The following is a 24,035-nucleotide window of genomic DNA, read 5'->3' as shown; positions in this document are numbered from 1 at the left end:
CTAATTTTTTAAATAATCTGCTAATCTTTTAGATAATGCAAGTATTGTTAATATTGGTGGTTTTCCAGGTGATATTGGCAATACGCTTGCATCACATACAAACAAATTATCTATTTCTGTTTCCAAATTACTGTTTACAATTTTTCCGATAGGCGCAGTTCCTCCAGGATGCGCACCGCGGTATACTGTTGAACCTATAGTTTTCGGGTCAACTCCGGCTTTTTCTAAAATGAAACCTGCAGTAGCTACCCCTTCTGCAAGATATCTTATATCAGTGATTGTATTTGTTTTTGTGACATTGCCTTCGCTGTCCACACTACCTACAGACTCATCAGGTGTTTTAACCATGATTGAAAGAATATCAGTATCCTCAACATCCCCATATGGAATGTTTGCCCTGATAAATGATGAAAAGTGAGGAGATAATACGAAGTTTTTACCCACAACCAATCCTGCCATCTGAACTTCAGTGTTGAATTTAACGTCCTTGAGGTATCCTCCGACACTGACGAAAGGATCAAAGAACAGCTCTTCACCTGCAGCATCTATTCCTGAATTTTTCAAAATCACAGCAGTGCTTATTGCACCGGCACACAAAACGACCTTGTCCGCTTCAAGAATATTTTCCTCCCCGTCTTTGACATATTTAACGCCGCATGAGCCAGAATTACTGATTACTTCGATTACTTCTGCATCGGTGATTAATTCTGCACCCGCTTCGACAGCCTCATCAACAAAATCCTTTCCAGTCCATTTTGCATCTACAGGACATCCGAATGCACACCTTCCGCACTGAATGCAGTCCTCTTCACGGATTGCCTTAGGCATTTTGCATACTTCAAGACCCAATTCGGAAGCGGCATCCAAAAATAGCTGGGTTCCTTTGCCTATGTGTGAATCATCAAGTTCATGAACACCCACAAGGTCTTCCACATATTCATATTCATTTGTCAAATCGATGCCGTATTCGTGGAGTTCCTCATCAAGTGCCCTTACCATATTTGCCATTGATACCGCTGTAGAACCTCCTACACAGGTTGTTGACAGCAAATCAACGCTTGAATCATATTTATCATAACAGTTAAGGGCATCCTTAGTATCTATATAAGGGCCTTTTTCTAAAATTATTACTTTTTGACCGTTTTTAGCCAGTTCACGAGCTAGAATCCCTCCGCCAGCACCGGTCCCAACAATGCAAATCATATTCTCACCAAAATTATATCACTTGTTATATAACTTGCTTTTAATATAAAAAACTTGGCAACAATCGACAAATTTATTTAGGCATGCCAAAAATATATTATATTGGTGATAAAATGAAATTCTCAAAAATTTTGATTGCAGCTTTACTTTTAATCTGCGCAATAGGAATAGTATCCGCTGCAGCATTGCCTGAAATTCAAGTACCAAATACCTTTAAGGATTTAGGTGACGGAAGTTACAGCAATGAAGCGGATGGCATAGACATAGACATATACAACGACACCGACTTAAAAGATTATTTCACAAACGACACCGCAGTAAAACACACTGTTGCTGCTGGAAAAATCAATAACACATATACTTTTACCGACGGTGTTAACGATATATCTGGAATTAACGAACTTGTGACAATCAATGGTGAACAATTTGTCATAGAAATTTCTACACAGGGCAATTTTACCGACTCCCAGCTTGACAAATTCTATAACGCACTGGAAGAAGTAAACAAGTTAAACAAATTAACTCCAGAAGACCCATCCACATTATAAAATAATGTTATATCCCAACATTATTTATTTTTCTTTTTTTAATTTTACCACACAAAATCATCGCTGAAAAAAACTTTTATTAACATTAAAAACAATATATATTACATTAATAAAAGTTTGAGGGATTTAAATGGAAGAATATATTGATTTATTCGAAAAAGTTATTGAAAAAACAACCCCCAAAGTAGATTACATAGATATCCGCTCCGGAATTGGTGAAAATACTTCCATAGTAATGAAAGATGGAGACGTAGATGAAATTAACACTGGAATGAGTTTAGGAGCAAGAATCAGAGTGTTAAATAACGGAGCATGGGGTTTTGCATATACAACAGACTTATCAAAAATTAATGAGATAACCGAAACCGCTATCAAACTATCCGAATCACTTAAAGGAGACGTCAAACTAAGTGAAAGCGACGTCGTTAAGGACAACATAGCAGTGGATGTGAAAATACCTTTCAAGGACATATCAATTGATGAGAAAAAAGAGATCATGAAAGATGCAAGCGATGCTGCTTCAATTGATAAGGTAAACAGTACCACAGCAGGATATTCAGACAGCGAAGTGAAAGAGCTGTTCATGAACAGTGAAGGCTCAGAAATCCAGGTTAAAACATCAAGAGTCAGAATGGCATTGAATGCATCTGCAACTGACGGCGAGATTATTCAATTTGGTCACGGCAGCCTTGGTGGAGTGAAAGGATTTGAAGTGATTGGCGATGCTGACATTGAAGAGTTTGGAAGAAAAATAGGTGAAAAGGCCGTAAGATTGCTTGATGCAAAACCTGCACCTTCCGGACAGTTTACAGTAGTGGCAGACCCTGAACTAACAGGCGTTTTAATCCACGAGGCATTGGGACACGCTACAGAAGGAGACTTAATCCTGCAGAACGATTCCATCCTCAAAGACAAGATTGGTGAGCAAATCGCATCAGACATTGTCAATATCTTTGATGACGCAAGCCGCAAGGACGGATTCGGATATTTCCCATATGACGTTGAAGGAATTAAAACCAAACCTAATCAATTGGTAAAAGACGGAAAACTGATATCCCTTTTAAATTCAAGGGAAACAGCATCACAACTTGGCATGCAATCATCCGGAAATGCAAGATCACTTATTGCAGACAAGCCAATTGTCAGGATGAGTAACACTTACCTCCAGCCTGGAGACAATACCTTTGAAGAGTTGCTTGAAGATATTCCAAACGGAATATACCTCAAAGGTTCAAGAGGAGGGCAAGTGGATACAGGTAAAGGAATTTTCCAGTTTAACGCAGCTGAAGGATATCTTATTGAAAACGGTGAGCTGAAAACACCTGTAAGGGACGTTTCACTTTCCGGAAATATCCTTGAAACCCTAAAAAATATTGATGCAATTGGAAATGACTTCAAACTTAGCGTAGGATTCTGTGGAAAAGACGGTCAGACAGTTCCTGTAGGAGACGGCGGACCTCACACAAGAATATTAAATGCATTAGTCGGAGGAATGGGATAATGATTAGTGAGAGAGCTGGAAATTATTTATTGGAACTTGCAAAAGAAGCTATCGTATATTATTTAGCAACCGGAAAGAAATTAGAGGTTCCAAGTGATTATCCAATCGAATTGGATGAAAAATTAGGCGTATTCGTTACATTAAATGAAAATAACATGTTGAGAGGCTGCATCGGATATGCAGAACCAATTGAACCTGCAATAACCGCAACAATCGAAGTTGCATTAGCGGCCGCATTCAACGATCCAAGATTTAATGCAGTTACAGAAGACGAATTTGAAAATCTTGACTTTGAAGTTACAGTCCTTACAAAACCTGAAATGATTGTTGTGGCCCATCCGGACCAATACTTTGATGAAATTGAAATTGGTGTTGACGGTTTAATCATTCAGAAAGGATATTCAAGAGGACTATTGCTTCCGCAAGTAGCAACAGAAAATGCATTCGGCATTGAAGAATTTTTAGAACATACCTGCATGAAAGCGGGAATCAGTGCGGACAGCTGGATGGATGAAAGCTGTGACGTGTACAAATTCCAAGGACAAATATTTAAATAAGTGATTAAGATGATGATTCCAACAATACCTACGCCTGAAGAGATATTGGACAAAGGATTCAGCCGTGGTAAAAAACAAGCAGACCTCATGAGGTCCCAAAAGATACCTAAACACCTGAAAGGTAAAAGGATTGAAGAGAGAAGAGTGGTGACCTCCTGTCAGGTCATTAAAGACAAACTAAAATCAATCATTGATGCAGTTCCTGAAATTGAAAGCATGCATCCGTTTTATCAGGATTACATAGACATTACAGTCGGAGTGGATGATTTAAAACAATCCCTCGGAGCTTTGAATTGGGCTTATGGGATTATTACCCAACTTGAAAAGGAATACGGTTCCAAAATTAGGAAAAATCCGTCTGAAAAGGCTACAGCTATTCAAAAACAGGCATACGGTAGGATTTCCTCTGTCGTAAACAAGATCAAAAAGGATTTGGACTTTTTGGATTTTGCAAAGCAGAACCTCAGAAACATGCCTACAATCGATTTTGATGCAAAAACCATTGTTATTGCGGGTTTTCCTAACGTAGGTAAATCAACACTTCTAAAACAGATTACCGGAGCGGACCCTCAGGTTGCAAACTATCCGTTTACAACAAAAGGTATCCAAATCGGTCACACCGAAAGACACTGGCAAAACGTTCAGATTATCGACACTCCAGGGCTTTTGGACAGACCTGTTTTGGAAATGAACGACATTGAGATGAATGCGATTGTAGCGCTGGAACACCTGGCCGATGCAATCCTGTTTATTTTTGATGCATCCGAAACCTGCGGATTCCACTTGGACAATCAGTACAATCTCCTAAAGCAAATCGAAAAGATATTTTCTGAAATTCCGATAGTTTATCTGTTCAACAAGATGGACCTCATTGAAGACAGGGAATATCTCAACGAATATATTGACGATGAGGAAAATGCAATTTTCATCTCAGCGATTGAAGGGGAAGGTATTGACATAATCAACAAGAAAATTGACACCATCAAAAAAATAGACCGCAGCTTTGAAGCTGAAGAAGAATACGATGACGACGATGATGAGTACTATTAAGCTAATTGAATATTAATTAAAATAAAAAATGTATGAAAGGAGAAATTAAAAAATGAAAATTACAGTTGCAGGTGTAGGATATGTGGGGCTTTCCCTTGCAGTTCTTCTCGCACAAAAACATGAAGTTACAGCAATTACAACAACCGAATCCAAAGCGGAAATGTTAAACAAGTTCATAAGTCCAATACAAGACGATGAAATAGAAAGATTCTTTGAAGAAGTGCGCAATGGAGAAAGAGAACTGAATCTCCACACAACTACCGACAAGGAAGCAGCCTACAAGAGCGCTGAGCTTGTCATTATAGCTACACCAACAAATTACGATGACGTAAATCATTTCTTTGACACATCCGCTGTTGAAGATGCAATAGAATGGACACTTAAGGTCAATCCGGATGTCTTGATGGTTATCAAATCAACAATACCTGTAGGATATACCGAATCAGTGCGTGAAAAATACGGAATAAAAAACATCATATTCTCACCGGAATTCCTTCGTGAGTCCAAAGCGCTTTACGACAATCTCCATCCGAGCCGTATAGTTGTCGGATGCGATGACGACCAAAAAGAGGAAGGACAGATGTTTGCAGACCTTCTTTTGGAAGGTGCAAGGTTAGAGGAAAAAAGAGCAGGTTTGGCTGAACAGGACATTCCAATATTACTGGCTCACCTAACAGAAGCAGAAGCAATCAAGCTTTTCGCAAACACATATCTTGCAGTAAGGGTCAGCTACTTCAATGAGCTTGACACCTACGCACAGACCAAAGGCCTTGACACCCAGATGATTATTGACGGAGTATGTATGGATCCACGTATCGGCGGACACTACAATAACCCGTCATTCGGATATGGAGGATACTGCCTGCCTAAAGATACAAAACAGCTGCTTGCAAACTACAAGGACGTTCCTCAGACCATGATCAAGGCTGTTGTAAATTCCAATGACGTGCGTAAGGAGTTCATTGCAAGCCAAATCATATCAAGAAACCCTAAAACCGTCGGTGTCTACAGACTAACCATGAAGAGTAACAGTGACAATTTCAGAGCATCCGCTATCCAGGGTGTAATGAAACGTATCAAAGCTGAAGGAATTCCGATTATCATCTACGAACCTACATTGGATGACGGAAGCGAATTCTTCAAATCCGAAGTGGTAAATGACATTGACCGCTTCAAGTCAGAAAGTGATGTAATCCTTGCAAACCGTTTTGATTCAGACATTCTTGGCGATGTTGCAGATAAGGTTTACACAAGAGACCTCTTTAGAAGAGATTAAATAATTTACTGGTGTTTAATTACTTAAACACTAACTTTTTTTTATTTTCCTTTTTTTAACATGATTTGAACAATAACATGCAAATCAACCAAATATTAAAATAATCATTAAATATAATTAAATTTATATAAATAATTGTAAAAGTCATGGAGGGGAAAAAATGGAGAACTGGCATTGGAGTCTGATTGCAGGGATATTATTCCTGATTATTACAATTTTCCTTGTGGTATTTAATCAAAAAATTACATTTGGGGCTGTCGCATCATTCATAGTAGCCGTATTCGGTATGTACCATGCAATGAGATCAAAGCCTTGAGTGATATTGAAACACTTAAAAATTATATCTAATTTTTACATTTTACACATAATTGCTTTAAAAGACAATAGTGAAAAAAATGACATATGAAAGAAGTTATAATCTGTTAAATTCAAAGTTCAGAGAATTGTTCTTTCCGACATTGCTTGCTGCAATAGCCGGTAATTTTGCGCTTATAGCTGACGGACTCATAATCAGTGCGCTGTTAGGTCCGATGAATCTGTCAGTCATTCAAAGTATAGAGCCGTTAGCCCAGTTTGCCAATGTAATTTATTGGATGATAGGATTTGGAGGAACTATACTTGCAACCAGTGCAAAGGCAAATTTCAAGGAGAAAAAAGCAAATCAGATATTCACGTTGTCACTTATAAGCATACTAATTATCTCACTTTTAGTTACCGTATTGGGACTGCTGTTTCCAGACATCTTCCTGCAGGCATTATGCAATTCCAGTCAGCTAAGACCGCTGGTTAGCGGATATTATATGCAGTATCTCATTACAATACCAATAATGTGTTTTTTTATTGTTCTGGCATACTTCGCTAAAACAGATAACTTTGTCCAGCTGCAGTTCAGGGCGTTTCTTATGGCCAACATATTAAATGTGGTGTTTGACATTGTCCTCATAAAATATACTAATCTGGGAGTGAGCGGTGCCGCATTAAGCACTACATTGGGATATGTCGTAGCAACAGTATACCTTTCCAAATATATTTTTGACTCAAAGCGCACACTAAAACTTGTTAAAATTGATATTGGCGAATCAGTGAAGGATCTCTTGAACATCTGTAAAACAGGATTTTCCGCATCTTCCGTCGCACTATATCAGTCAGTGAAACTGATTATTGTTAATTTCCTGATTCTTGGAGCTTTAACAAATGTAGGACTGGTCGCATACAATATGTGCTGTAATGTACAATTGCTGGTAAGCATATTCATATTCGGTACGGCACAGTCCATTTTACCTATTGTAACTGTTTATTTCCAGGAAAAAGATTATAACGGCGTAGAATATGTTGCAAGAAACTCGTTGAAGATTACAGTATTATTCGGAATAGTTTTCATGTTGCTCTTTACAATATTCCCTCAATCCATACTGTTCGTATTCTCTGTAAAAAATCCGTCAGACATTCCAGTCGTGATGAACGCAGTCAGAATTTTCTCATTATGCATATTGGCCTATTCAATAAACTTCTTATATATTTTCTATCTCCAGTCAATACAAAACAATAAAATTGCAAACATTGTCACACTATTAAACGGACTGATATTGCCAGTGGCATTCGTGTTCATTTTCTCAACCGCCAGAAATGAAAACGGAATATGGTTTGCATTCGTGCTTACAGAAGTAGTTACACTGATATTCATTTACCTATACTCAAGATACATTAACAAAAAGACTGACGGAGAATACTCCGGATTATTCCTGAAAAAACAAAATGACGCAAATGAGAAGATGATGGAATATACAATTGAGGGCAATGAAAATGAGGGAGTCTACCTGTCAAGACAGATTCAGGAATTCCTGCCGAAAAGCAAATCCTACACTTTTGTTAGTTTAGCGGTTGAAGAGATAACCGTTTACATTATGGACATAAATGATAAACTGGACTGGATTGACATAATCATCAGGGACAACGACGAATCCACAATCATTTCAATAAAGTATTCCGGAAAAGGATACAATCCCGAAGAAGATCCTAACTTGGATTCAGACAATATCAGAATGCTGCGCTCCATTTCAGACAATATAGACTATTCCCAGATATTAGGTTTAAATAATACAGTCATAACCATCAACAAGTAATCATAAAATTTCAATAATCCACCCAATTTTCTTTTTTATTAAAATTTTATTTTTAATATTTAAACTAATTTAAACTACCAGATATTAATTTAATTGAATTTACTACTGTTTTTTTAAGTTTAAAGATGCAAGTGAGTGCTTACATTCGAAAAACTTTATAAATAATGTTTGATATAGAAATAAACAATGAAATGAACTGATAAAAAAATAAGGGATTAAATTCAAAGTAACTGGTGATAATATGAACTTAAAAAATTTAATTAACACAGGACTTAACAGTATGCAAAATTCAAATGAAGGAATTAAAAAACAAAAAATATTCAATGATCAATACTGCGAAAAAAAATCATTTGACGTTAAAATTCAGGAAGTAAAACACGGAATAAACTGGAAAAACGACTTCTTTAAATTTAAAACCCAAATATTTTAATTCCGAATTACTTCATGAAAAACAATGAATGGGGATGGCTATATTAACATCCCCTTATTAATTTTAAAAAAAAATCTTAAAAAAAACATTGAACCGTTTATTATTTTTACATTGAGAATCAAAAAATAAAAAAATAGTAAATGATAGAACTTAATCACCACAATTAGTCGTAAGGTCCATCATTGTCATTGTAATCATCATAATAATATTCTCTTTCACCATCTTCATCGATATAATAATCATTAGGACCTGGTGCATTTGAAGTAGTATTTTGTGTTGCATTAGCAGCAGGAGTTGTGTTAACAGCATTGTTAGATGTATTAGCTACTTTATTAGTGTCTGCAGGTTTTACATTCTTATTTTGAGTGAGGAATACGCCTGCACCAATTGCAACAATTAACACTGCGATTACTGCAATAATTGCTATTGTCTTTTTGTCCATATTTTCACCTCCAAATATACTCTTTTTTTAGATGCATATATATGTTTTGAAAAAAATTCAGAAAAAATATTCAAAAACAATAAATATGACAAATAAATTTAACATTATGAAAAATAAGTTCAAGTTTTCTTTAATTTCATTAACACTATTCAAAAGTACCTTAAAAAAATTAAAGAATATGAAAACGGAGTTTGTTTAATTTCACTCCAATCAAACAGCACTATGTCAACTAAGAAAATAACCTCCAAAATTCTTCAAATAAAGCACCACAACAATATAAAATAAAATATAAAAAGAATTACTTTTTAGTAACTTTTAGTAAATTTAATCGATAAGTTTATATACTAACAAAAAGTAAATAAAATACAATCATACAAAAATCCTTAAAAGGAGTGTGAAAAATATGGTAGATTCAGATACAATCGAAACCAAAATTTCTGATAAAAAAGAAGAATTTGATGAAAAAGTCGAAGACAAAAAAGAAGAATTCGACGATTTAAAAGAAGAAACCAAAGAAAAAATCGAAGATAAAAAAGAAAAAGGCAAAAATCTTGCTGACAATGTTATCAACGATTTATACAAAAGCATTGATGATTTCAAAGAAAACATCAAAAACATGCAAAAAAATGCTGATCAAAGATATCAAGATTACAAAAAATCAACTGTTCAAACTTTAGACATCGATTTAGTAGAAACCAGTGATGTTTACTACATCAAAGCAGCAGTACCAGGTGTCAACAAAGAAGACATCTTAATCGAAGCTGGCGACAATGACATTACTATTGAAACCACTTTCACCCCTTACATCGAAGAGTTCGATGAAGAGGACGAAGCTGAAGTAATCGTTTCCGCTATTAAATCAGGCAGATGTGTAAAAACAGTCAGATTTGAAAACAGCATTGATATCGAAAACATCAAAGCTAAATTCAAAAACGGAACTGTTGTCATAACACTTCCAAAACTAATCATACCAAAACATAAAGTAAATGTGGAATAGATTTTTCCACACTTTTTCTCTTTTTTAAAAGGATTTATCATTAAATCGATAAGTTCTTAATTTTTCTTATTTTGTAATTTTCCCAATTGTTTCATATTTATTTTTCCAAATTAAGCATACTCATAGATTATTTTTTTATTTTTAAATAATTATTATTTTCATTATTTTTTCAATGCAAAAATGGATAATAACATTTAAATTTAAAAACAAACCAAAATTAACATAAATAATAAAAAAATGGCAAAAAACTAAATAACTGACAAAGCACTTACTAAAAATAATGCCAAAAACTTGGAGAAGCTACAATGACTAACAGGAAAACATTAATACTATCTGTAATTTTTGTGTTTCTTTTTTTAATAATTTCATCAGTTAGTGCCAATGAAAATGTGAGCTGTATTGAAGATGCAGGAGCAGATATTGTTAACATTGATGAAAACACAAAGACATTTAGTGATTTAACGAAGGAAATAGAAGATGCGCCGGACGGAAGTGTAATCAACCTCACTAGTGATTATGTTTATGATTCCGGTGATAAAACTGGAATTGTAATAAACAAAAGCATTACGATTAACGGAAATAATCATAAAATTGATGGAAATTCACAGTCAAGAATTTTCAGAACCTTTGAAGGCAACATTACTTTAAATAACCTCATTCTGACAAATGGATTTTCAAACCGAGGCGGAGCAATTTATAACGACAACACCATCCTATTAAATAATATAATTTTTAAAAACAATCATGCTGATGAGGGCGGAGCAATTTTTAGCGGTTTTGACTCCACCAGGGAGGATATTCAAACATGCATTAACAATTGTATTTTTGATGGCAATTCTGCAAAATCCGGAGCTTCAATATATGTGATTTCTGTATATTCCCCTAGCGGCGAAGATAGTGATGACGATTCTGATTATAATGACAGCTATGATGATATGAACAGTTCTGATATTGATTACAGTTACGATAATGTGGACGGTTCTGATTTTAATGAAAGTTATGATGATGAAAATACTTCTTATAGTGATGAGGAAGATTATGATGATGAAGATTATGAAGAGCCCGAAATTTTAGACGCTGTCATCATTAACGATTCAATATTTAAAAACACTGATAACTGTTCAAACGGATTGATATTTTTCAATATTCCTCGTCCTATAAAAATCATAAATGCCACTTTTGCAAATTCCACATCAATATATGGAACTGCATTTACAAGTAGCGTAGGTGCGGAGTTAAGCTGCTTTAACTGTTCATTTGTGAATTTGCATGCAGATATTTCAGGAGGAGCAATATGCGGCAAAGGTATTGCCTGCCTATTTGACAATTGCAGTTTTATAAACACCTCCTCCAAAGGCAATGGTGGAGCAATATGTGTTAATTGCAATGGAGGTAATGTTGAGATTATGAACGATATGAAAATCAGGAATTGTAAATTTATAAATACACAAAGTAATTATGCGGGAAGTATTGCATATTCCGGATCAAAACTGAACATTTCAGATACAATTTTTGAAAACAGCTCTGCTGCATATTCAGGAGGCGCCATTTATACGATACTGTCTGAAGTAAACATCAATAATTCAACATTTAAAAATTCCAGACTCACTTCCAAAGTTGATAAAGAATGCAATGGAGGTGCAATAAGAGTATTTCATGGAAAACTGTATGTAAATGATACAAAATTCATCAACAACTCCTATAATGCAATATACAGTGAAATGAATGAATATCATATAACAAACTGCTTCTTTAATAATAATACAGAAGCTGTTCGCAGCATATTCCCCAAAAATGCTGATTTGAACAATAACAATTATACAAATGATGCATTGGCAGAAAATATTGACCCTGAAGGTTATTATACTTTTATAGTCAATACAACAGGTCTTCCTTTGAATTTGGTTAAAAATGAAATCATTGTAGAAAATCTTCCTTCACGTTTCAATTCATGTGATTTCGGATGGATTTCATCTGTTAAAGACCAAAGCATTTCCGGTGCATGTTGGGTCTTTTCAACTTGTGGAGGAATTGAGGCCGCACTTCTGAAAGCTACAGGCATTGAATTTGAATTGTCTGTAAACAATATTGAGAAAAATTTGTTGTATCCTCAAAGATATTGCATAAACAGCGAAGAAAACGGAGGATATGCGACTGTTGCCAGTGAATATTTATTGAGCTGGTACGGTGCAATTTCTGCAGACAAGGAGCCTTTTGATCCATATGGATTTATAACCAGACCTGTAATTGCCTCTGATGCAATTCATCTTCAGGACATTATATGGTTTGACCCGAATGTAAATTTAACCAGAAATGATGAAATCAAAAGAAATATCCTTAAATACGGTGCAATAACAACCACCATGAGTTTTTTCTTTGTATCTGAATATCTGAATAATGAAACAGGTTCATGGTATTCTCCGGAGTTTTCAATGGGAAATCATGCAGTCTGCGTAGTTGGATGGGATGATAATTATTCTGCAGATAATTTCAATGTGATTCCTCCGGGTGACGGCGCATGGATTATCAAAAACAGTTATGGTCCTGAACTCTATGACCACGGATACAATTATGTTTCATATTATGACAAAACATTCTTCCAATACACTGAAAACGTTGCATTTATTTTTGAAAACACTGAAAACTACAATAAAAATTATCAGACTGACATTTCAGGCATAGTAAATATTGTTAATGGAACATATGACGCATATAAAAATCAGTACACAGCAATTGATGATGATTTTATAAGCGCTGTGGGAACATACTTCGGCTGTGAAAATGAAGAATATACATTGAAAATTTATGTGAACGGCAAATTGAAGATTACACAAAGCGGCAAAGCACCGTTTAAAGGATTTCACACAGTTCCATTGACAAAAGACATTCCTATTAAAAAAGGAGATAACTTCACTGTTGTCATGGAGAAATCTTCAGTGCCTATAATTACTGATTTTATTTACCCTACATTTAAGGGCCATTCCTTGGTTAGAAATGAATCAGGATGGTATGACTTATCTGATAATTCAACTACCGCTTCTTTAAAAGTCTATACTAAAGAATTAGTTAATTTAAGTGTACAGATTAACGCAGCTAATGTAAATACTGTTTACAATGGAGGCAAATACCTGACTGTCACTGTTAAGGATGTTTTTGGTGATGCGCTCAATGGAGTTAAGGTCACAATCAAGCTTTCAAACGGTAAAACAAAAACTTTAACAACAAATTCCAAAGGGCAGGTTAAATTTTTAACCAATTCCCTGGCTCCAAATACATATCGTGCAACAGTTACCGTTAATGCATTTGAAAAATACATTAAAACAACATCAACCGCTAAGATTGTTGTTAAAAAAGCAACTGTGAAATTAACCGCCAAAGCTAAAACATTTAAAAAATCCGTGAAAACTAAAAAATACACTGTAACTTTAAAAACCAACAAAAACAAGGCAATGAAAAATACTAAAGTTACCCTGAAAGTCAACGGTAAGACATACACAGCTAAAACCAATTCCAAAGGTCAGGCTACCTTTAAAATTACCAAATTGACTAAAAAAGGCAAGTTCACCGCAACCATTAAGTATGCGGGAAGCAAGTATTATAACTCAAAATCTGTAAAAGCTAAAATTACTGTTAAGTAGGTGGATATCCATCTACAAACCTTATTTTTTTCACAAGATAGCAGTGAATTTTCAGAGATTGCAATAAAAATAAGAAAAATAAAAAATAGTAATGTAGGTAAACTACATTTTTTAATATCTGACTTTTCCGATGTGTCTTGTAGCACCAGGATCTTCATCATTGAAGTGTGCCAGGTAATATACAAACCATTCAAGAGGAATTACAAGTATGAACGGAGACAATAGCTTGTCAACGCTTGCATAGTCTTCAAGGTCATATATTATTGTTTTAGTCTCCAGATTTTCACAAAAATCAATGGTTTTTTGGGTAATTTCATCGGATTCCAAATCAGATTTCAAGATTATTACAGGAACGTCCTTTTCTACCCTTTCAATTAAACCATGCCTGAATTCAGCTGAGTATTCAGGACATGCGTGCTTGATTGCACCTTCCATAAGCATTGTCATTGCAAGCTTGTATGCAAGACCGAAGTTCGGACCGCTACCCATACAGTAGAATATGTCCTCATCGGCGTATTTTTCAGCCAATGCCTTGTTTTCATCTTCAGTAAGCAACAACAGTTTTTCAATCATTTTAGGCATGTCTGCAAGTTCTGCCAATAGCTCGGTTTTATTTTCATAATCTGATGCCTTGAACAGAATTTGGTACAGGCAGGCAAGTTGAGCAATATAGGTTTTTGTACCTAAAATAGCTGTTTCAGTTCCACCTCTAGTCACAATTGGAGTTTTAGCTTCTTTGGTCATTGAACTATCAGGTTCATTTGAAATTGAAACAGTGTGAATGCCAAATTCATTAGCTCTTCTAAGGGATGTTAATGTATCGGCAGTTTCACCAGATTGAGAAGTAAATATTGCTATAGAATTTTCATTTTCGATTAGTTTCTTGTTATAGTAGAATTCGTAACCGGTATATACTTCAATATTGATATTGGTACTGGACATTCTGATTGCATCACGGACGCTGTAACAAGTGGAAATGGAACTTCCACAACCGATTAAATAAACTTTATCAGCTTTTGAAACCAAATCAGAAACTTCATCCATTTTTTTAAATTCGGATTCGAAAGTCTTTTGAAGCGCTTCCGGCTGTTCCATCATTTCGTCATACATTTTATACGTCATAGCTTAAACTCCTTAAAATTAAATAATATTAATAATATATTGTTAATCAATATATAAAAATGTTTTTTTTAAAAAATCAGACAACGATTATTATGCAAATCAACTTATCTTTAATTGGAATGGAAAAGGGCAGACAGTACGAAACAATAATTACCACAAAAAACGATGACGGCACATACCATGCCGCTCCAATGGGCGTCTTGTGTTCAGGCAGTGACATCATCATAAACAGAATCTTTAAGGGAAGCCATACCCTGGAAAATATTCTAAAACAAAAGGAGTTTTACGTAAACATCACAAACTCCCCTCAACTGTTTACATATAGCATGATCGGTGATTTGGATGACGATTATTTTGCAGACAACAACACACTAAGGGATGCTGACGCATATTTCAAATGTGAAGTGATAAGCTTTAAAAATGCGGTCAAGCAAAGTGACCCTGTCAAGAAAAAGGGCGAAGCTATTGTTTTCAAATCAAAGGTTGTTGAACTGGTAATTAAAAAAGAAACAGAAGCGTTCAATCGTGGTTTCGGCTATGTCATCGAGTCTTTAATTAGCTTTTTGCGTTTTGACCTTGTTGACAGTGAAGAAAAGGAATTTTACACCAAGCGCTTCAAGGAAGCCTATCGTGTCGTGAATAAGGTGGGCACTCGCCAGGACATCGAAGCGATGCGTAAAATAAAAAAAGAATTGAAAAATAAAGGTTGTGACCTTTAGTTTCTTATAACGTCCATAAATTCAAAGGAATCTCCGTCAAACAGTCCTTTGTCTGATATTTTAATTGAAGGAATTACAAGCAGCGCCATAAATGCCATTGTCATGAACGGAGCATCCTGCTTACATCCTAAAGCTGAGGCCATTTTCTGTAAAGTAACTAATTTTTCAGCTATATCAAATGCGTCTTCATTGCTCATCAGTCCCGCAATCGGAAGGGACAGTGATCCTGAGAAGTCCTCACTTACAACGGCAATTCCACCCCTGTTTTCTATTACTGTATTGACCGCTTCAGCCATCATTTCTGATGAGTATCCGACCACAATTATATTGTGTGAATCGTGGGCTATTGATGATGCTATTGCACCTTTCTTAAGTCCGAATCCTTTTATGAATGCATTTGTTATTGTATTTCCGCCGTAACGTTCAACGACAGCTATTTTTAAAACATCCTCAATAATGTCCGGCTGGATTATGCCATCTTTTGTTTTTAGTGTTGCTGTTGTCTTTTTGGTCAGGAGTTCTCCGTTGTAACATTTGATGACATTAACTTCACATTCATCGCCGTCATAGAGAATGTCAAAGTCTTCGGGAGACTTCCTGTCAACATCCATTGAGTCTGCAACATCCACATCCTCAACATCAAAGAGAACATCCTCACCGTCAAATACACATTCTCCGGAAATATATGTTTTCAATACATTAAGGTCATTCAGATTGTCGACAATGACGAAATCCGCTTTTGCACCTGTGACGATTGAACCTCCGTCAAGGCCGTAATGAGCCGCAGGATTGATTGTAACCATTTCAATGGCTTTAATCAAATCTATTCCAAGGTCAACTGCCTTTTTGACTGATTCGTTAAGGTGACCTTTGATTAAATCCTTCGGATTTTTGTCGTCACTTACTATGAAGTCGAAAATTGGTGAGTGAAGTCTTCTTGAGAGAACCTCATTTGGTATGATTCCGAAACTGTCCTGATTTTTGTAGTGTTCTATACGTTCAGAAAAATCAAAGAGAGCTTCCATATTTTTAGCAGATGATCCATCACGAACCATAATTTTCATACCTTTCTGCTTTTTCTCAATAGCTTCCCTGAAATTACTGCATTCATGGTCAGTGACTATACCTTGTTCAATATATTTATCCAATTCTCTTCCAGAAACAAGAGGTGCGTGACCGTCAATAGGCTTGTTGTACTTTCTTGCAATTCTCAGTTTGCTTAAGACTTCCTCATCAGCACCAATGACTCCCGGAAAATTCATCATCTCAGCAAGCGCAACCATTTCAGGCTTTTGAAGTAGCCGTTCAATGTCTCCCGAATCCAGTATTGCACCTGATGTTTCAAATGAAGTTGCAGGAACACATGATGGCGCTGCAAAATAAAAATTAAAAGGAACTGTTGAAGCGTTGTCAATCATGAACTCAATACCTTTGATTCCACGGACATTTGCAATTTCGTGAGGATCGCAGACAACAGCAGTGGTACCGTGCCTGACGGCAATCTTTGCAAACTGTGCAGGTGTCATCATACTGCTTTCAATATGAATGTGGGCATCTATGAAACCCGGAAGCATGACACCTTCAACATCGATTCTGGTTTCCTCAGTGACATGAATCGGAACAATCTCCTTAAAAATTCCATCGGCTATTGTTATCCTTGCAGGATATACTGAATCTGTTAGTACATCTAGAATATAAGCTGTGAACTTCTTCATTTCTATTCCTCATGTAAAGCATTGTAAAGAAGTGGCAGGAATGTGCCTATATCTGTTACGATACCTACAACCTGCGCACTGCCCCTGTCGGATAATTTGGTAACAGTGGAAGGATTGATATCTACACAGATACTTTTAACCCTTGAAGGAAGAAGGTTACCTGTTGCAATTGAGTGAAGCATGGTTGCTATCATCAGCACCATGTCAACCTCCTGAGCGTACTTCCTCATAACCTTTTGGGCTTCAATTACATCAGTCATGACGTCTGGAAGTGGTCCGTCGTCACGAATGGAACCTGCAAGAACGTATGGAACGTCATTCTTGATACATTCATACATGATTCCTCCGTTCAGTGTTCCGTCCTCAACTGCATCCCTGATTGAGCCTGACTGGTTGATTCTGTTGATTGCCCTCATGTGGTGGGTGTGACCGTGAGCCACAATCTTTCCTGTCTCAACCTCAATACCGAGGGAAGTTCCAAAAAGATTGGATTCGATATCGTGGGTGGCAAGTGCATTACCTGCCATGATTACGTCAATGTATCCTTCCCTGATGAGGGCAGCCAGATATTTTCCGGAACCTGTGTGAACAATAGCCGGTCCACCGACTATTCCTATCTTTCCTCCTTTGGCCTTGATTTCCTTCATCTCTTGTGCAATACCGTTGATTAGGCTCATCAATGGCTTTTCGGAAGACACTTCACTGTTCATGAACTCGAAGACCTGCTGCTCGTCCCTTGATCTGTGTGGTGGGGTTACCCTGACACCGTCAAGACCGACTACAACCTTGTCTCCTGCCTTAATATCGGAAATTGGTTTTACATAGGCTCTAGGAACCTCTTCATCGACAACGACAAGACAGTCCATCTCGATTTGTTCCACAAGCATCCAGTTTCCCTTATAGAAAATGTGAGTTGTGTGATTGGATGATGAATAAAAACCTTCAGGAGCAACCTTATCCTTGGTTGATGCCACCAATTTCACTTCCTTGATTTCATCGATGGAAGCACCAAGAACAGACAGTTCATCCAAAATAGAATTCAATAACTCGGGAGAATCTGCAGAAACTTCGATTTTAGCTCTGCTGACATCTGATTTTTTTCTTCCAATATCAATTTCCAAAATATCAAATTCTCCACCATTGTCCATAATTATGCCCATTGTTCTGGTTAAGGTCAATGAGTCGATAATATGGCCTTTGAGTTCTATTGTACGTTTATTCATAATATTTGCTCCATATTGTTAATATTATAATTATGTTTATGGTGATATTTAATGGTATTGTTAGGTTAAAAAAAGAGAAAAAAAAGTTATAGCCAAGAGAGGAAATTTCCTGCAATCTCCTGGATATTCTTTTTTAAATAGATATTTGAAACGTATGCGATTATGACCCCTAAAATGATTAGGAATATGATCTGTCCGCCGTAAACCCATTCATAGACTCCGGCAGCAAATGATCCCCAGACCAATTCAATGATTGGATTTTCAAAAAGACCCAATACCAATCCTACAAAAAATCCTGACACTACGGCATTAGCTTCATTGTCAATGAAACCTGCAAAGAATCCTACACTTATTAAAATGGCTATTATGAATGAAACCCATGACAGACCCAGCCACACGCCGATTATTGAGAGAAGTATCGAAACGACCAAAGCAACAACGGTCGGCTTTATGATTTTGCTAAGATTAATTTTGTCAACAAAACCCTGATTTTTATTGCTGGTCTGAATTTCAGGTTTTTCACCTGTAAATATGTTTACTCCACATTCCGGACAGAATGTGACCTCCTCTTCAATTTGAAATCCGCAGTTGCGGCATATGTGAACCTGTTCGGAAGCCTTAGGCGGTTGAACCTGCTTGACTTTAGTTCCGCAAGTCGGACAAAACAGTACTCCTTCAGGAACTTCAGAACCGCAGCCTTCACATCTGTTTGAGGCATTCTGTTCGAATTTTGTTCCACATTCAGAGCAGAAATCGGCATTATCCATTATAGGTGCACCGCAATTGCTGCATGTCAAATCACCGGAGGTTTCATTGACCGGCTCCTGAGGTTCTGCCAAAGAGTTTCCACAATTGGGACACATGTCAAATGAGTCTGCAACTTCCACTCCACATCGACTACATTTAACCATTTAAACACCTAGCCGAATAGGAGATCTTTTTTGAGCTGATCGAATTCTTCCTGTGTGATTGCACCACTTTCAAGCAATTCCTGGAATTCCTTTAGCTGCTGTGCTTTAGTAGGTTCTGCTGTTTGATTTTGAACAACAACAGTTTGCGGTTTTCCTCTTAAAGTTTCAAATAAGTCAACCAGGTTTTGACCGAACTGGTAGCTTGGAAGCCTGATTTCATAGGATGTATTGTCAACCAATTTGATGAGCAGCCTGTCAAACATGTCTGCGCTGTCATTGTTGGCTATCAGGTCTTTAAATCTTGTAGCCTTAAGTGACTGGATATCATTTTTAATGGATCTTCTGATGTCATCTGGAGATGTCCATACCCTTTTGGTAATGTCTGCGTATCTGCTGTCATCACCCAGACGTTTTGTTACTCTCATTGAAACAATCTTGTCAAAGTAGAAGTTGTTTATTCCTGCATTTACTTTTTCCCAGTCCCTGTTATCGATTTCCATAAAAACAAATTTTTCTTCTTTGATTAAGAAAAATCCATCAATTATGGTTTCGTTACCTTCGTAATTTTTACTCAAACTGGAAACAGGAGCTCCAACAAGGGCGGTTTCAACAATGTCTCTTGTAAGACTGTGTTTTGTTGTGCTCTGCTCAAGCTTGTTGAATCTTTTGACACTGGTCAGGAAATAGTCCTCATCCTTAATTCCAAATTCTTCTGCAAGCCTATCATATCTTTCAATGACTTCATTACGTTTAATTTCCCATTCCCTTTGATTTCTTGATGAAGGAAGTCCACCTGATAATTTGTTTCCACATTCTGCACAAAATGCAGTGTTTTTCCTATTTTTTGCTCCGCATTTTGGACATATGCTGGAATCGCTTTCAAATTGCTCTACCTTCTCGCCGCATGAAAAGCAAAAGTTGGATCCGACAACCTCTGCTCCGCAATTTTGACATTTAACCATAATCTAACCCCAATTATTCTGATCGATTGATTTTTTAATCTTGTTTCCCCATTTGTTTTCTTCAATATTATCAACAGCGGACTGAAGGTTTGATGAAACATCGGAAATGGATGAATTCAATGCATTAATCTTATTGTCCATAATATCAATTTCCAACTTCATGAAACCTTTTTCTATGTCTGTGTAGATTTTAGAGTTTTCTTCTGATATCATTTCAACACCGTTGCCTTCATTCAGCATGTCCATCAATCTTAAAAATACATGTTCCTGGTGCTGTTTTTCATATTCCTTAATGTCACTAACGCTGTAAATTCTATCCAAAAGCATTTTGATGACATTTATAAAGTCTTCCCTGTCTGAATGACCATTTACGTTGCTTGGTATAATGTCTGTCTTAAGCAGGAACACTGAACTGATAACATTTTCATCTTTCAATACCAATGAATAACCTTTGTTTTCAATATACACTAAAGCGATTGACTTATTGTCATAAATTTCGATTTCAACTTTAGCAAATTCCTTCGGAATTGATAAAAAGTCCAAATTTCTAACTAACATATTTCAACCTCATTTAAATTCAATAGTATTTGCATACTGCTTTGCATCATCAAGGTTTCTACAACCAACAAAAACAATTTCGCTTCCGTCATAACTCTCTTTGCCGACAAGATACGGCGGCACGTTTTTCATGTCGAGATCATTAGTCAATATCATCAAATCACCCTCAGCGGGCCAAACCTGATACATATAAGTTTTGTTTAAAGTATTGATGGTTTGCCTCAATAGACTTGTTTCATCATCGCATAGCAGAGACTCATTATAATAAAAGACAATCATCTCGCCGTCACTGAGTTCGCAACCGGCATAGTCTTCCCAATATTCACATCTGCATCCCAGTCCGCCGCCATCCCAACACCATGCCACATTGGAGTAATGGCAGTTAAATGGAACGTCCATCGTGAAATGGCCGTCAAAATCCTGTCTCGGATGACCTACAACAAACTGGGCCATGAAAATGATAATGGCAAGAATTACTATGATTAGCAAAACCTTTTTGTTCATTTTAAAAACCTCTCTATTGTAATATTAATTATTTTACACACAACATATAAATATTGCTATTAGCATGCTAATATCATATAGATATCTACTATATAGCTAAAAACCAAATTAAAAATCATGAGCAAAAAAGATGATATGAGCATTGTATCCCTGCTTGCAAGGTCTAAAAAAAGAATTAGCGTGCTTAAATCTCTTGAAAAGGAAGACAAGATACCTTCAAAAATCAGCAAGGATATCGATGACAACAGCAACCATGTTTCAAAATACCTAAAAACACTTAAGGATGCCGAACTGGTTGAATGTCTGAATGAGGATGACAAACGCTACAGATTCTACAGCATCACCGACAAGGGCAAATATTACCTTAACAAGGTTGAAAATGAGTATAAGGATTAGTTAATCCCCATTAAATCTAATTTTTTACATTATTAAAATTATCTGATGAAAATTTAATAGTATTTGCATAATGTTTTAAGTCATCTGGATTATTTCCACCGACAAAAACAACTTCACTACCATCATAATTACTTTTACCCACCAAAAATGGAGGCATATTGCTCATCCCAATATCATTGGTCAAAACAATCAAGTCATCATTTTGAGATAGCTGATAAAGATAACTAGTAGTGAGACCATTTAATGCATGTTGCAGAGCATTGGATTCACCTTCAATCAAAAGCGAATTATTATAATAGTAAACAACAATATCCCCTTTAGAAAAATCCCAATCATCATTGTTTGGCCTATATTCCCCCTTGCAGCCCAAAGCACCATTTGGAAGACACCATGCCACATCACTGTAATGTTTTCCCAAAGGAACATTCATTGTGAATTTACCATCAAAATCCTGATTTGAAAAGTTAAATAGATTTATAGCCAAAACGGCGATGATTGCTAAAAGAATAATAATAATCAAAAGTTTCTTACTCATTTTAAACACCCCTCCTATAACTTTAAAGCATCCTTTTTACAGCCGTGAACACACTTAAGGCATAGTATGCATTCAGTACCATTGACTCTTTTTCTTGAATTGTCCAGCATATCCACATCCATAGGACATTCTTTTATGCATTTGCCGCAGTCAACACACTTATCACCGTCAACAGTGACTCTCAGCAATGAAAAATAGCTTGATATCTTTAAAAATACTGTTATAGGGCAGACATATTTGCAGAATGCACGATTGTCCTTGAGTTTGTATGCCAAAATAATCCCAACTGCATAGTATATCAAGTTTCCAATGATGAATGCATAGAATATTATCAAATCCAGATTGTTGACCTTAACTATGAACAACGCTGCAACAAAACAGAAAATCAACAGGAATAATATGTATCTAACATGTCCCCAACTTTTTCTCTCGCTTTTGGGAGTCTTGTACGGAAGCAGGTCCAAAATCATTGCCGTCCAGCAGGCATATCCGCACCATCCCCTTCCAAAAAGCAATGGCCCGACGATTTTTGCAATGAGAAAATGAACAACAGCCGCTTCAAAAACACCCAATCCAAGATAATACCAAAATCCGGAGATGGAAATATTTTCATGACCTAAAATTCCAACATATATAAAGAGATAAGACCCAATAGCCAGCAATATTATGTTTCTTGCATAATCCTTTCCTTTTGCCATGAAAAACAGACCTATTGCAATAGCAGTTCCAATATAAAGGAAGTTGAATATGAAAAACATGTTTGCGGTCAACAGATAGACAATGACTGCAATTATTATGAAAATTATCTCCATCACGATTGGTGCCCTCATATTCATGGTTAAATATTTTTACACCAATTATGTTAAATTTTACTTTTTAATGGAAAAATCGATAATTAAAAAAAGTGAATAAACTAGTCAAATCTATTCTATCAAAGTTAAAAAGTCATAGATTATCTTGGCTGCAACGACTGCAGTATTTTCACCTAACCTGTCAGTGGCGGTTTCAACGACATCAAATCCCACTATATTTTTACGGCACAGGGTTTCAAGTATGTTTTCTATTTCTGATACAAAGAGCCCTCCAGGTGTAGGATTTCCAACACTTGGCGCAATGGCCGGATCGACAACGTCCATATCTATTGAAATGTAAATCGGACCGTCAATGTTTGCTATGTAATATTCAATGGCGTCCATGTGCTTGTGGGTGTCCTTGTTCTTGAATGTCTGGATGTCATATGTGGACTTTACGTATTCCTCCTCTTCGGCAGATGATGACCTGATTCCAATCTGGACGAGATTCACACCCATCTCATGGGCCCTTCTCATTACTGTAGCGTGTGAGTATTTCTCGCCTATGAAGTCAAATGCAAGATCTCTGTGGGCATCCAGATGTATCACTGTCAGCTTTTCATATCTTTCGGATAATGCCTTTATGGAACCTATTGAAGCTGAGTGCTCTCCGCCGATTATTATAGGTTTAAGGTTCAAGTCCAAAATCTCATTGACCGTGTCCTCTACGATTGCGCATGTCTGCTCGCAGTTTCCGGGAATGACATTGACGTCTCCGAAATCGTAGAATGTGGTTGTTAATTCCTTGTTAAAAATAGTATTGTATTTTTCAAA

24 protein-coding genes are annotated in these 24,035 nt (G+C 36.4%); 12 read left to right on the top strand and 12 right to left on the bottom strand.

Going from position 1 to position 24,035, the window contains the following annotated elements; genetic code table 11:
- Entirely contained in the window at window positions 1–1,203 is a 1,203-nt protein-coding gene (locus ACKI30_RS01120) for a GMC family oxidoreductase N-terminal domain-containing protein (RefSeq protein WP_407409157.1), read from the bottom strand.
- 113 nt (window positions 1,204–1,316) lie between these two features.
- Here ACKI30_RS01120 and ACKI30_RS01115 point away from each other — a divergent pair, with 113 nt between their 5' ends.
- The 8 genes from ACKI30_RS01115 to ACKI30_RS01080 all read left to right on the top strand — a co-directional run bounded on the left by ACKI30_RS01115 (window position 1,317) and on the right by ACKI30_RS01080 (window position 8,688).
- The gene (locus ACKI30_RS01115) at window positions 1,317–1,751 is read left to right on the top strand and encodes a hypothetical protein (RefSeq protein ID WP_407409155.1); all 435 of its coding nucleotides are present in this window, start codon (window positions 1,317–1,319) and stop codon (window positions 1,749–1,751) included.
- 130 nt (window positions 1,752–1,881) lie between these two features.
- Window positions 1,882–3,252 (top strand): TldD/PmbA family protein, encoded by a 1,371-nt coding sequence (locus ACKI30_RS01110; RefSeq protein ID WP_407409154.1) that lies wholly within the window; start codon window positions 1,882–1,884, stop codon window positions 3,250–3,252.
- Complete coding sequence (locus ACKI30_RS01105) at window positions 3,252–3,809, top strand: TIGR00296 family protein (RefSeq protein WP_407409153.1); 558 nt, start codon at window positions 3,252–3,254, stop codon at window positions 3,807–3,809. The genes ACKI30_RS01110 and ACKI30_RS01105 overlap by 1 nt, the downstream gene beginning before the upstream one ends.
- A gap of 9 nt (window positions 3,810–3,818) precedes the next feature.
- A complete protein-coding gene (locus ACKI30_RS01100; RefSeq protein WP_407409151.1) occupies window positions 3,819–4,859 on the top strand; it encodes an NOG1 family protein in 1,041 nt (346 codons plus the stop codon).
- 52 nt (window positions 4,860–4,911) lie between these two features.
- A complete protein-coding gene (locus tag ACKI30_RS01095; protein ID WP_407409149.1) occupies window positions 4,912–6,135 on the top strand; it encodes a nucleotide sugar dehydrogenase in 1,224 nt (407 codons plus the stop codon).
- A 160-nt stretch (window positions 6,136–6,295) separates the two neighbouring features.
- On the top strand, window positions 6,296–6,451 hold the full coding sequence (locus ACKI30_RS01090; RefSeq protein WP_407409147.1) for a hypothetical protein: 156 nt from the start codon (window positions 6,296–6,298) through the stop codon (window positions 6,449–6,451).
- 79 nt (window positions 6,452–6,530) lie between these two features.
- Window positions 6,531–8,258, top strand: coding sequence for an MATE family efflux transporter (locus tag ACKI30_RS01085; protein ID WP_407409145.1), 1,728 nt, complete (start codon window positions 6,531–6,533; stop codon window positions 8,256–8,258).
- A 241-nt stretch (window positions 8,259–8,499) separates the two neighbouring features.
- A complete protein-coding gene (locus ACKI30_RS01080; RefSeq protein WP_407409143.1) occupies window positions 8,500–8,688 on the top strand; it encodes a hypothetical protein in 189 nt (62 codons plus the stop codon).
- A 163-nt stretch (window positions 8,689–8,851) separates the two neighbouring features.
- On the opposite strand, the gene ACKI30_RS01075 is transcribed toward ACKI30_RS01080, so the two are convergent.
- Window positions 8,852–9,130, bottom strand: coding sequence for a hypothetical protein (locus tag ACKI30_RS01075; protein ID WP_407409141.1), 279 nt, complete (start codon window positions 9,128–9,130; stop codon window positions 8,852–8,854).
- Window positions 9,131–9,533: 403 nt separating this feature from the next.
- Here ACKI30_RS01075 and ACKI30_RS01070 point away from each other — a divergent pair, with 403 nt between their 5' ends.
- Complete coding sequence (locus ACKI30_RS01070) at window positions 9,534–10,127, top strand: Hsp20/alpha crystallin family protein (RefSeq protein ID WP_407409139.1); 594 nt, start codon at window positions 9,534–9,536, stop codon at window positions 10,125–10,127.
- Between the two features lie 389 nt (window positions 10,128–10,516).
- Window positions 10,517–13,765: a C1 family peptidase gene (locus ACKI30_RS01065; RefSeq protein ID WP_407409137.1), complete on the top strand. Its 3,249-nt coding sequence runs from the start codon at window positions 10,517–10,519 to the stop codon at window positions 13,763–13,765.
- Window positions 13,766–13,876: 111 nt separating this feature from the next.
- Here ACKI30_RS01065 and ACKI30_RS01060 read toward each other — a convergent pair whose 3' ends face one another.
- Complete coding sequence (locus ACKI30_RS01060) at window positions 13,877–14,887, bottom strand: SIS domain-containing protein (RefSeq protein WP_407409135.1); 1,011 nt, start codon at window positions 14,885–14,887, stop codon at window positions 13,877–13,879.
- Between the two features lie 92 nt (window positions 14,888–14,979).
- Between ACKI30_RS01060 and ACKI30_RS01055 the strand changes: the two genes are divergently transcribed.
- The gene (locus ACKI30_RS01055) at window positions 14,980–15,606 is read left to right on the top strand and encodes a DUF447 domain-containing protein (RefSeq protein ID WP_407409133.1); all 627 of its coding nucleotides are present in this window, start codon (window positions 14,980–14,982) and stop codon (window positions 15,604–15,606) included.
- Here ACKI30_RS01055 and ade read toward each other — a convergent pair.
- The 6 genes from ade to ACKI30_RS01025 form a co-directional block, all read right to left on the bottom strand.
- Window positions 15,603–17,321: an adenine deaminase gene (gene ade, locus ACKI30_RS01050; protein ID WP_407409131.1), complete on the bottom strand. Its 1,719-nt coding sequence runs from the start codon at window positions 17,319–17,321 to the stop codon at window positions 15,603–15,605. The genes ACKI30_RS01055 and ade overlap by 4 nt on opposite strands.
- 2 nt (window positions 17,322–17,323) lie before the next feature.
- Window positions 17,324–18,544: a TIGR00300 family protein gene (locus ACKI30_RS01045; RefSeq protein ID WP_407409129.1), complete on the bottom strand. Its 1,221-nt coding sequence runs from the start codon at window positions 18,542–18,544 to the stop codon at window positions 17,324–17,326.
- 86 nt (window positions 18,545–18,630) lie between these two features.
- Window positions 18,631–19,455 carry a double zinc ribbon domain-containing protein gene (locus tag ACKI30_RS01040; protein ID WP_407409127.1) on the bottom strand — a complete coding sequence of 275 codons (825 nt, stop codon included), beginning with the start codon at window positions 19,453–19,455 and terminating at the stop codon, window positions 18,631–18,633.
- An 8-nt stretch (window positions 19,456–19,463) separates the two neighbouring features.
- The gene (locus tag ACKI30_RS01035; protein ID WP_407409125.1) at window positions 19,464–20,417 is read right to left on the bottom strand and encodes a zinc-ribbon domain-containing protein; all 954 of its coding nucleotides are present in this window, start codon (window positions 20,415–20,417) and stop codon (window positions 19,464–19,466) included.
- A 3-nt stretch (window positions 20,418–20,420) separates the two neighbouring features.
- Window positions 20,421–20,975, bottom strand: coding sequence for a hypothetical protein (locus ACKI30_RS01030; protein ID WP_407409123.1), 555 nt, complete (start codon window positions 20,973–20,975; stop codon window positions 20,421–20,423).
- Window positions 20,976–20,984: 9 nt separating this feature from the next.
- Window positions 20,985–21,479 (bottom strand): hypothetical protein, encoded by a 495-nt coding sequence (locus ACKI30_RS01025; protein WP_292739562.1) that lies wholly within the window; start codon window positions 21,477–21,479, stop codon window positions 20,985–20,987.
- 117 nt (window positions 21,480–21,596) lie between these two features.
- Here ACKI30_RS01025 and ACKI30_RS01020 point away from each other — a divergent pair, with 117 nt between their 5' ends.
- The gene (locus ACKI30_RS01020) at window positions 21,597–21,875 is read left to right on the top strand and encodes a winged helix-turn-helix domain-containing protein (RefSeq protein ID WP_407409121.1); all 279 of its coding nucleotides are present in this window, start codon (window positions 21,597–21,599) and stop codon (window positions 21,873–21,875) included.
- Between the two features lie 16 nt (window positions 21,876–21,891).
- Here ACKI30_RS01020 and ACKI30_RS01015 read toward each other — a convergent pair whose 3' ends face one another.
- From ACKI30_RS01015 to speB, 3 genes are all read right to left on the bottom strand, one after another.
- Window positions 21,892–22,410 (bottom strand): hypothetical protein, encoded by a 519-nt coding sequence (locus ACKI30_RS01015; protein ID WP_292825132.1) that lies wholly within the window; start codon window positions 22,408–22,410, stop codon window positions 21,892–21,894.
- A gap of 14 nt (window positions 22,411–22,424) precedes the next feature.
- Window positions 22,425–23,246, bottom strand: a complete 822-nt coding sequence (locus ACKI30_RS01010) for a 4Fe-4S binding protein (protein WP_407409119.1) — start codon at window positions 23,244–23,246, stop codon at window positions 22,425–22,427.
- Between the two features lie 87 nt (window positions 23,247–23,333).
- Window positions 23,334–24,035 (bottom strand): agmatinase (gene speB, locus ACKI30_RS01005; protein WP_407409117.1); only part of this gene is annotated, 702 nt, incomplete at its 5' end.

The sequence above is a fragment of the Methanobrevibacter sp. genome (assembly GCF_045539575.1).
Taxonomy (GTDB): Archaea; Methanobacteriota; Methanobacteria; order Methanobacteriales; family Methanobacteriaceae; genus Methanocatella.
The sequence above is the reverse complement of the archived record's forward strand: the minus strand, read 5'-3'. Positions and strand labels throughout refer to the sequence as shown.

Excerpts from the sequence above, each read along its gene's own strand:
- ACKI30_RS01080 (WP_407409143.1), top strand. The coding sequence starts at position 8,500 with ATGAACTTAAAAAATTTAATTAACACAGGACTTAACAGTATGCAAAAT.
- ACKI30_RS01015 (WP_292825132.1), bottom strand. The coding sequence starts at position 22,410 with ATGAGTAAGAAACTTTTGATTATTATTATTCTTTTAGCAATCATCGCC.
- ACKI30_RS01035 (WP_407409125.1), bottom strand. The coding sequence starts at position 20,417 with ATGGTTAAATGTCAAAATTGCGGAGCAGAGGTTGTCGGATCCAACTTT.
- ACKI30_RS01075 (WP_407409141.1), bottom strand. The coding sequence starts at position 9,130 with ATGGACAAAAAGACAATAGCAATTATTGCAGTAATCGCAGTGTTAATT.
- ACKI30_RS01060 (WP_407409135.1), bottom strand. The coding sequence starts at position 14,887 with ATGACGTATAAAATGTATGACGAAATGATGGAACAGCCGGAAGCGCTT.
- ACKI30_RS01010 (WP_407409119.1), bottom strand. The coding sequence starts at position 23,246 with ATGAATATGAGGGCACCAATCGTGATGGAGATAATTTTCATAATAATT.
- ACKI30_RS01020 (WP_407409121.1), top strand. The coding sequence starts at position 21,597 with ATGAGCAAAAAAGATGATATGAGCATTGTATCCCTGCTTGCAAGGTCT.
- ACKI30_RS01095 (WP_407409149.1), top strand. The coding sequence starts at position 4,912 with ATGAAAATTACAGTTGCAGGTGTAGGATATGTGGGGCTTTCCCTTGCA.
- ACKI30_RS01105 (WP_407409153.1), top strand. The coding sequence starts at position 3,252 with ATGATTAGTGAGAGAGCTGGAAATTATTTATTGGAACTTGCAAAAGAA.
- ACKI30_RS01100 (WP_407409151.1), top strand. The coding sequence starts at position 3,819 with ATGATGATTCCAACAATACCTACGCCTGAAGAGATATTGGACAAAGGA.
- ACKI30_RS01070 (WP_407409139.1), top strand. The coding sequence starts at position 9,534 with ATGGTAGATTCAGATACAATCGAAACCAAAATTTCTGATAAAAAAGAA.
- ade (WP_407409131.1), bottom strand. The coding sequence starts at position 17,321 with ATGAAGAAGTTCACAGCTTATATTCTAGATGTACTAACAGATTCAGTA.
- ACKI30_RS01025 (WP_292739562.1), bottom strand. The coding sequence starts at position 21,479 with ATGAACAAAAAGGTTTTGCTAATCATAGTAATTCTTGCCATTATCATT.
- ACKI30_RS01040 (WP_407409127.1), bottom strand. The coding sequence starts at position 19,455 with ATGGTTAAATGTAGTCGATGTGGAGTGGAAGTTGCAGACTCATTTGAC.
- ACKI30_RS01090 (WP_407409147.1), top strand. The coding sequence starts at position 6,296 with ATGGAGAACTGGCATTGGAGTCTGATTGCAGGGATATTATTCCTGATT.
- ACKI30_RS01045 (WP_407409129.1), bottom strand. The coding sequence starts at position 18,544 with ATGAATAAACGTACAATAGAACTCAAAGGCCATATTATCGACTCATTG.
- ACKI30_RS01030 (WP_407409123.1), bottom strand. The coding sequence starts at position 20,975 with ATGTTAGTTAGAAATTTGGACTTTTTATCAATTCCGAAGGAATTTGCT.
- ACKI30_RS01055 (WP_407409133.1), top strand. The coding sequence starts at position 14,980 with ATGCAAATCAACTTATCTTTAATTGGAATGGAAAAGGGCAGACAGTAC.
- ACKI30_RS01115 (WP_407409155.1), top strand. The coding sequence starts at position 1,317 with ATGAAATTCTCAAAAATTTTGATTGCAGCTTTACTTTTAATCTGCGCA.
- ACKI30_RS01120 (WP_407409157.1), bottom strand. The coding sequence starts at position 1,203 with ATGATTTGCATTGTTGGGACCGGTGCTGGCGGAGGGATTCTAGCTCGT.
- ACKI30_RS01085 (WP_407409145.1), top strand. The coding sequence starts at position 6,531 with ATGACATATGAAAGAAGTTATAATCTGTTAAATTCAAAGTTCAGAGAA.
- ACKI30_RS01110 (WP_407409154.1), top strand. The coding sequence starts at position 1,882 with ATGGAAGAATATATTGATTTATTCGAAAAAGTTATTGAAAAAACAACC.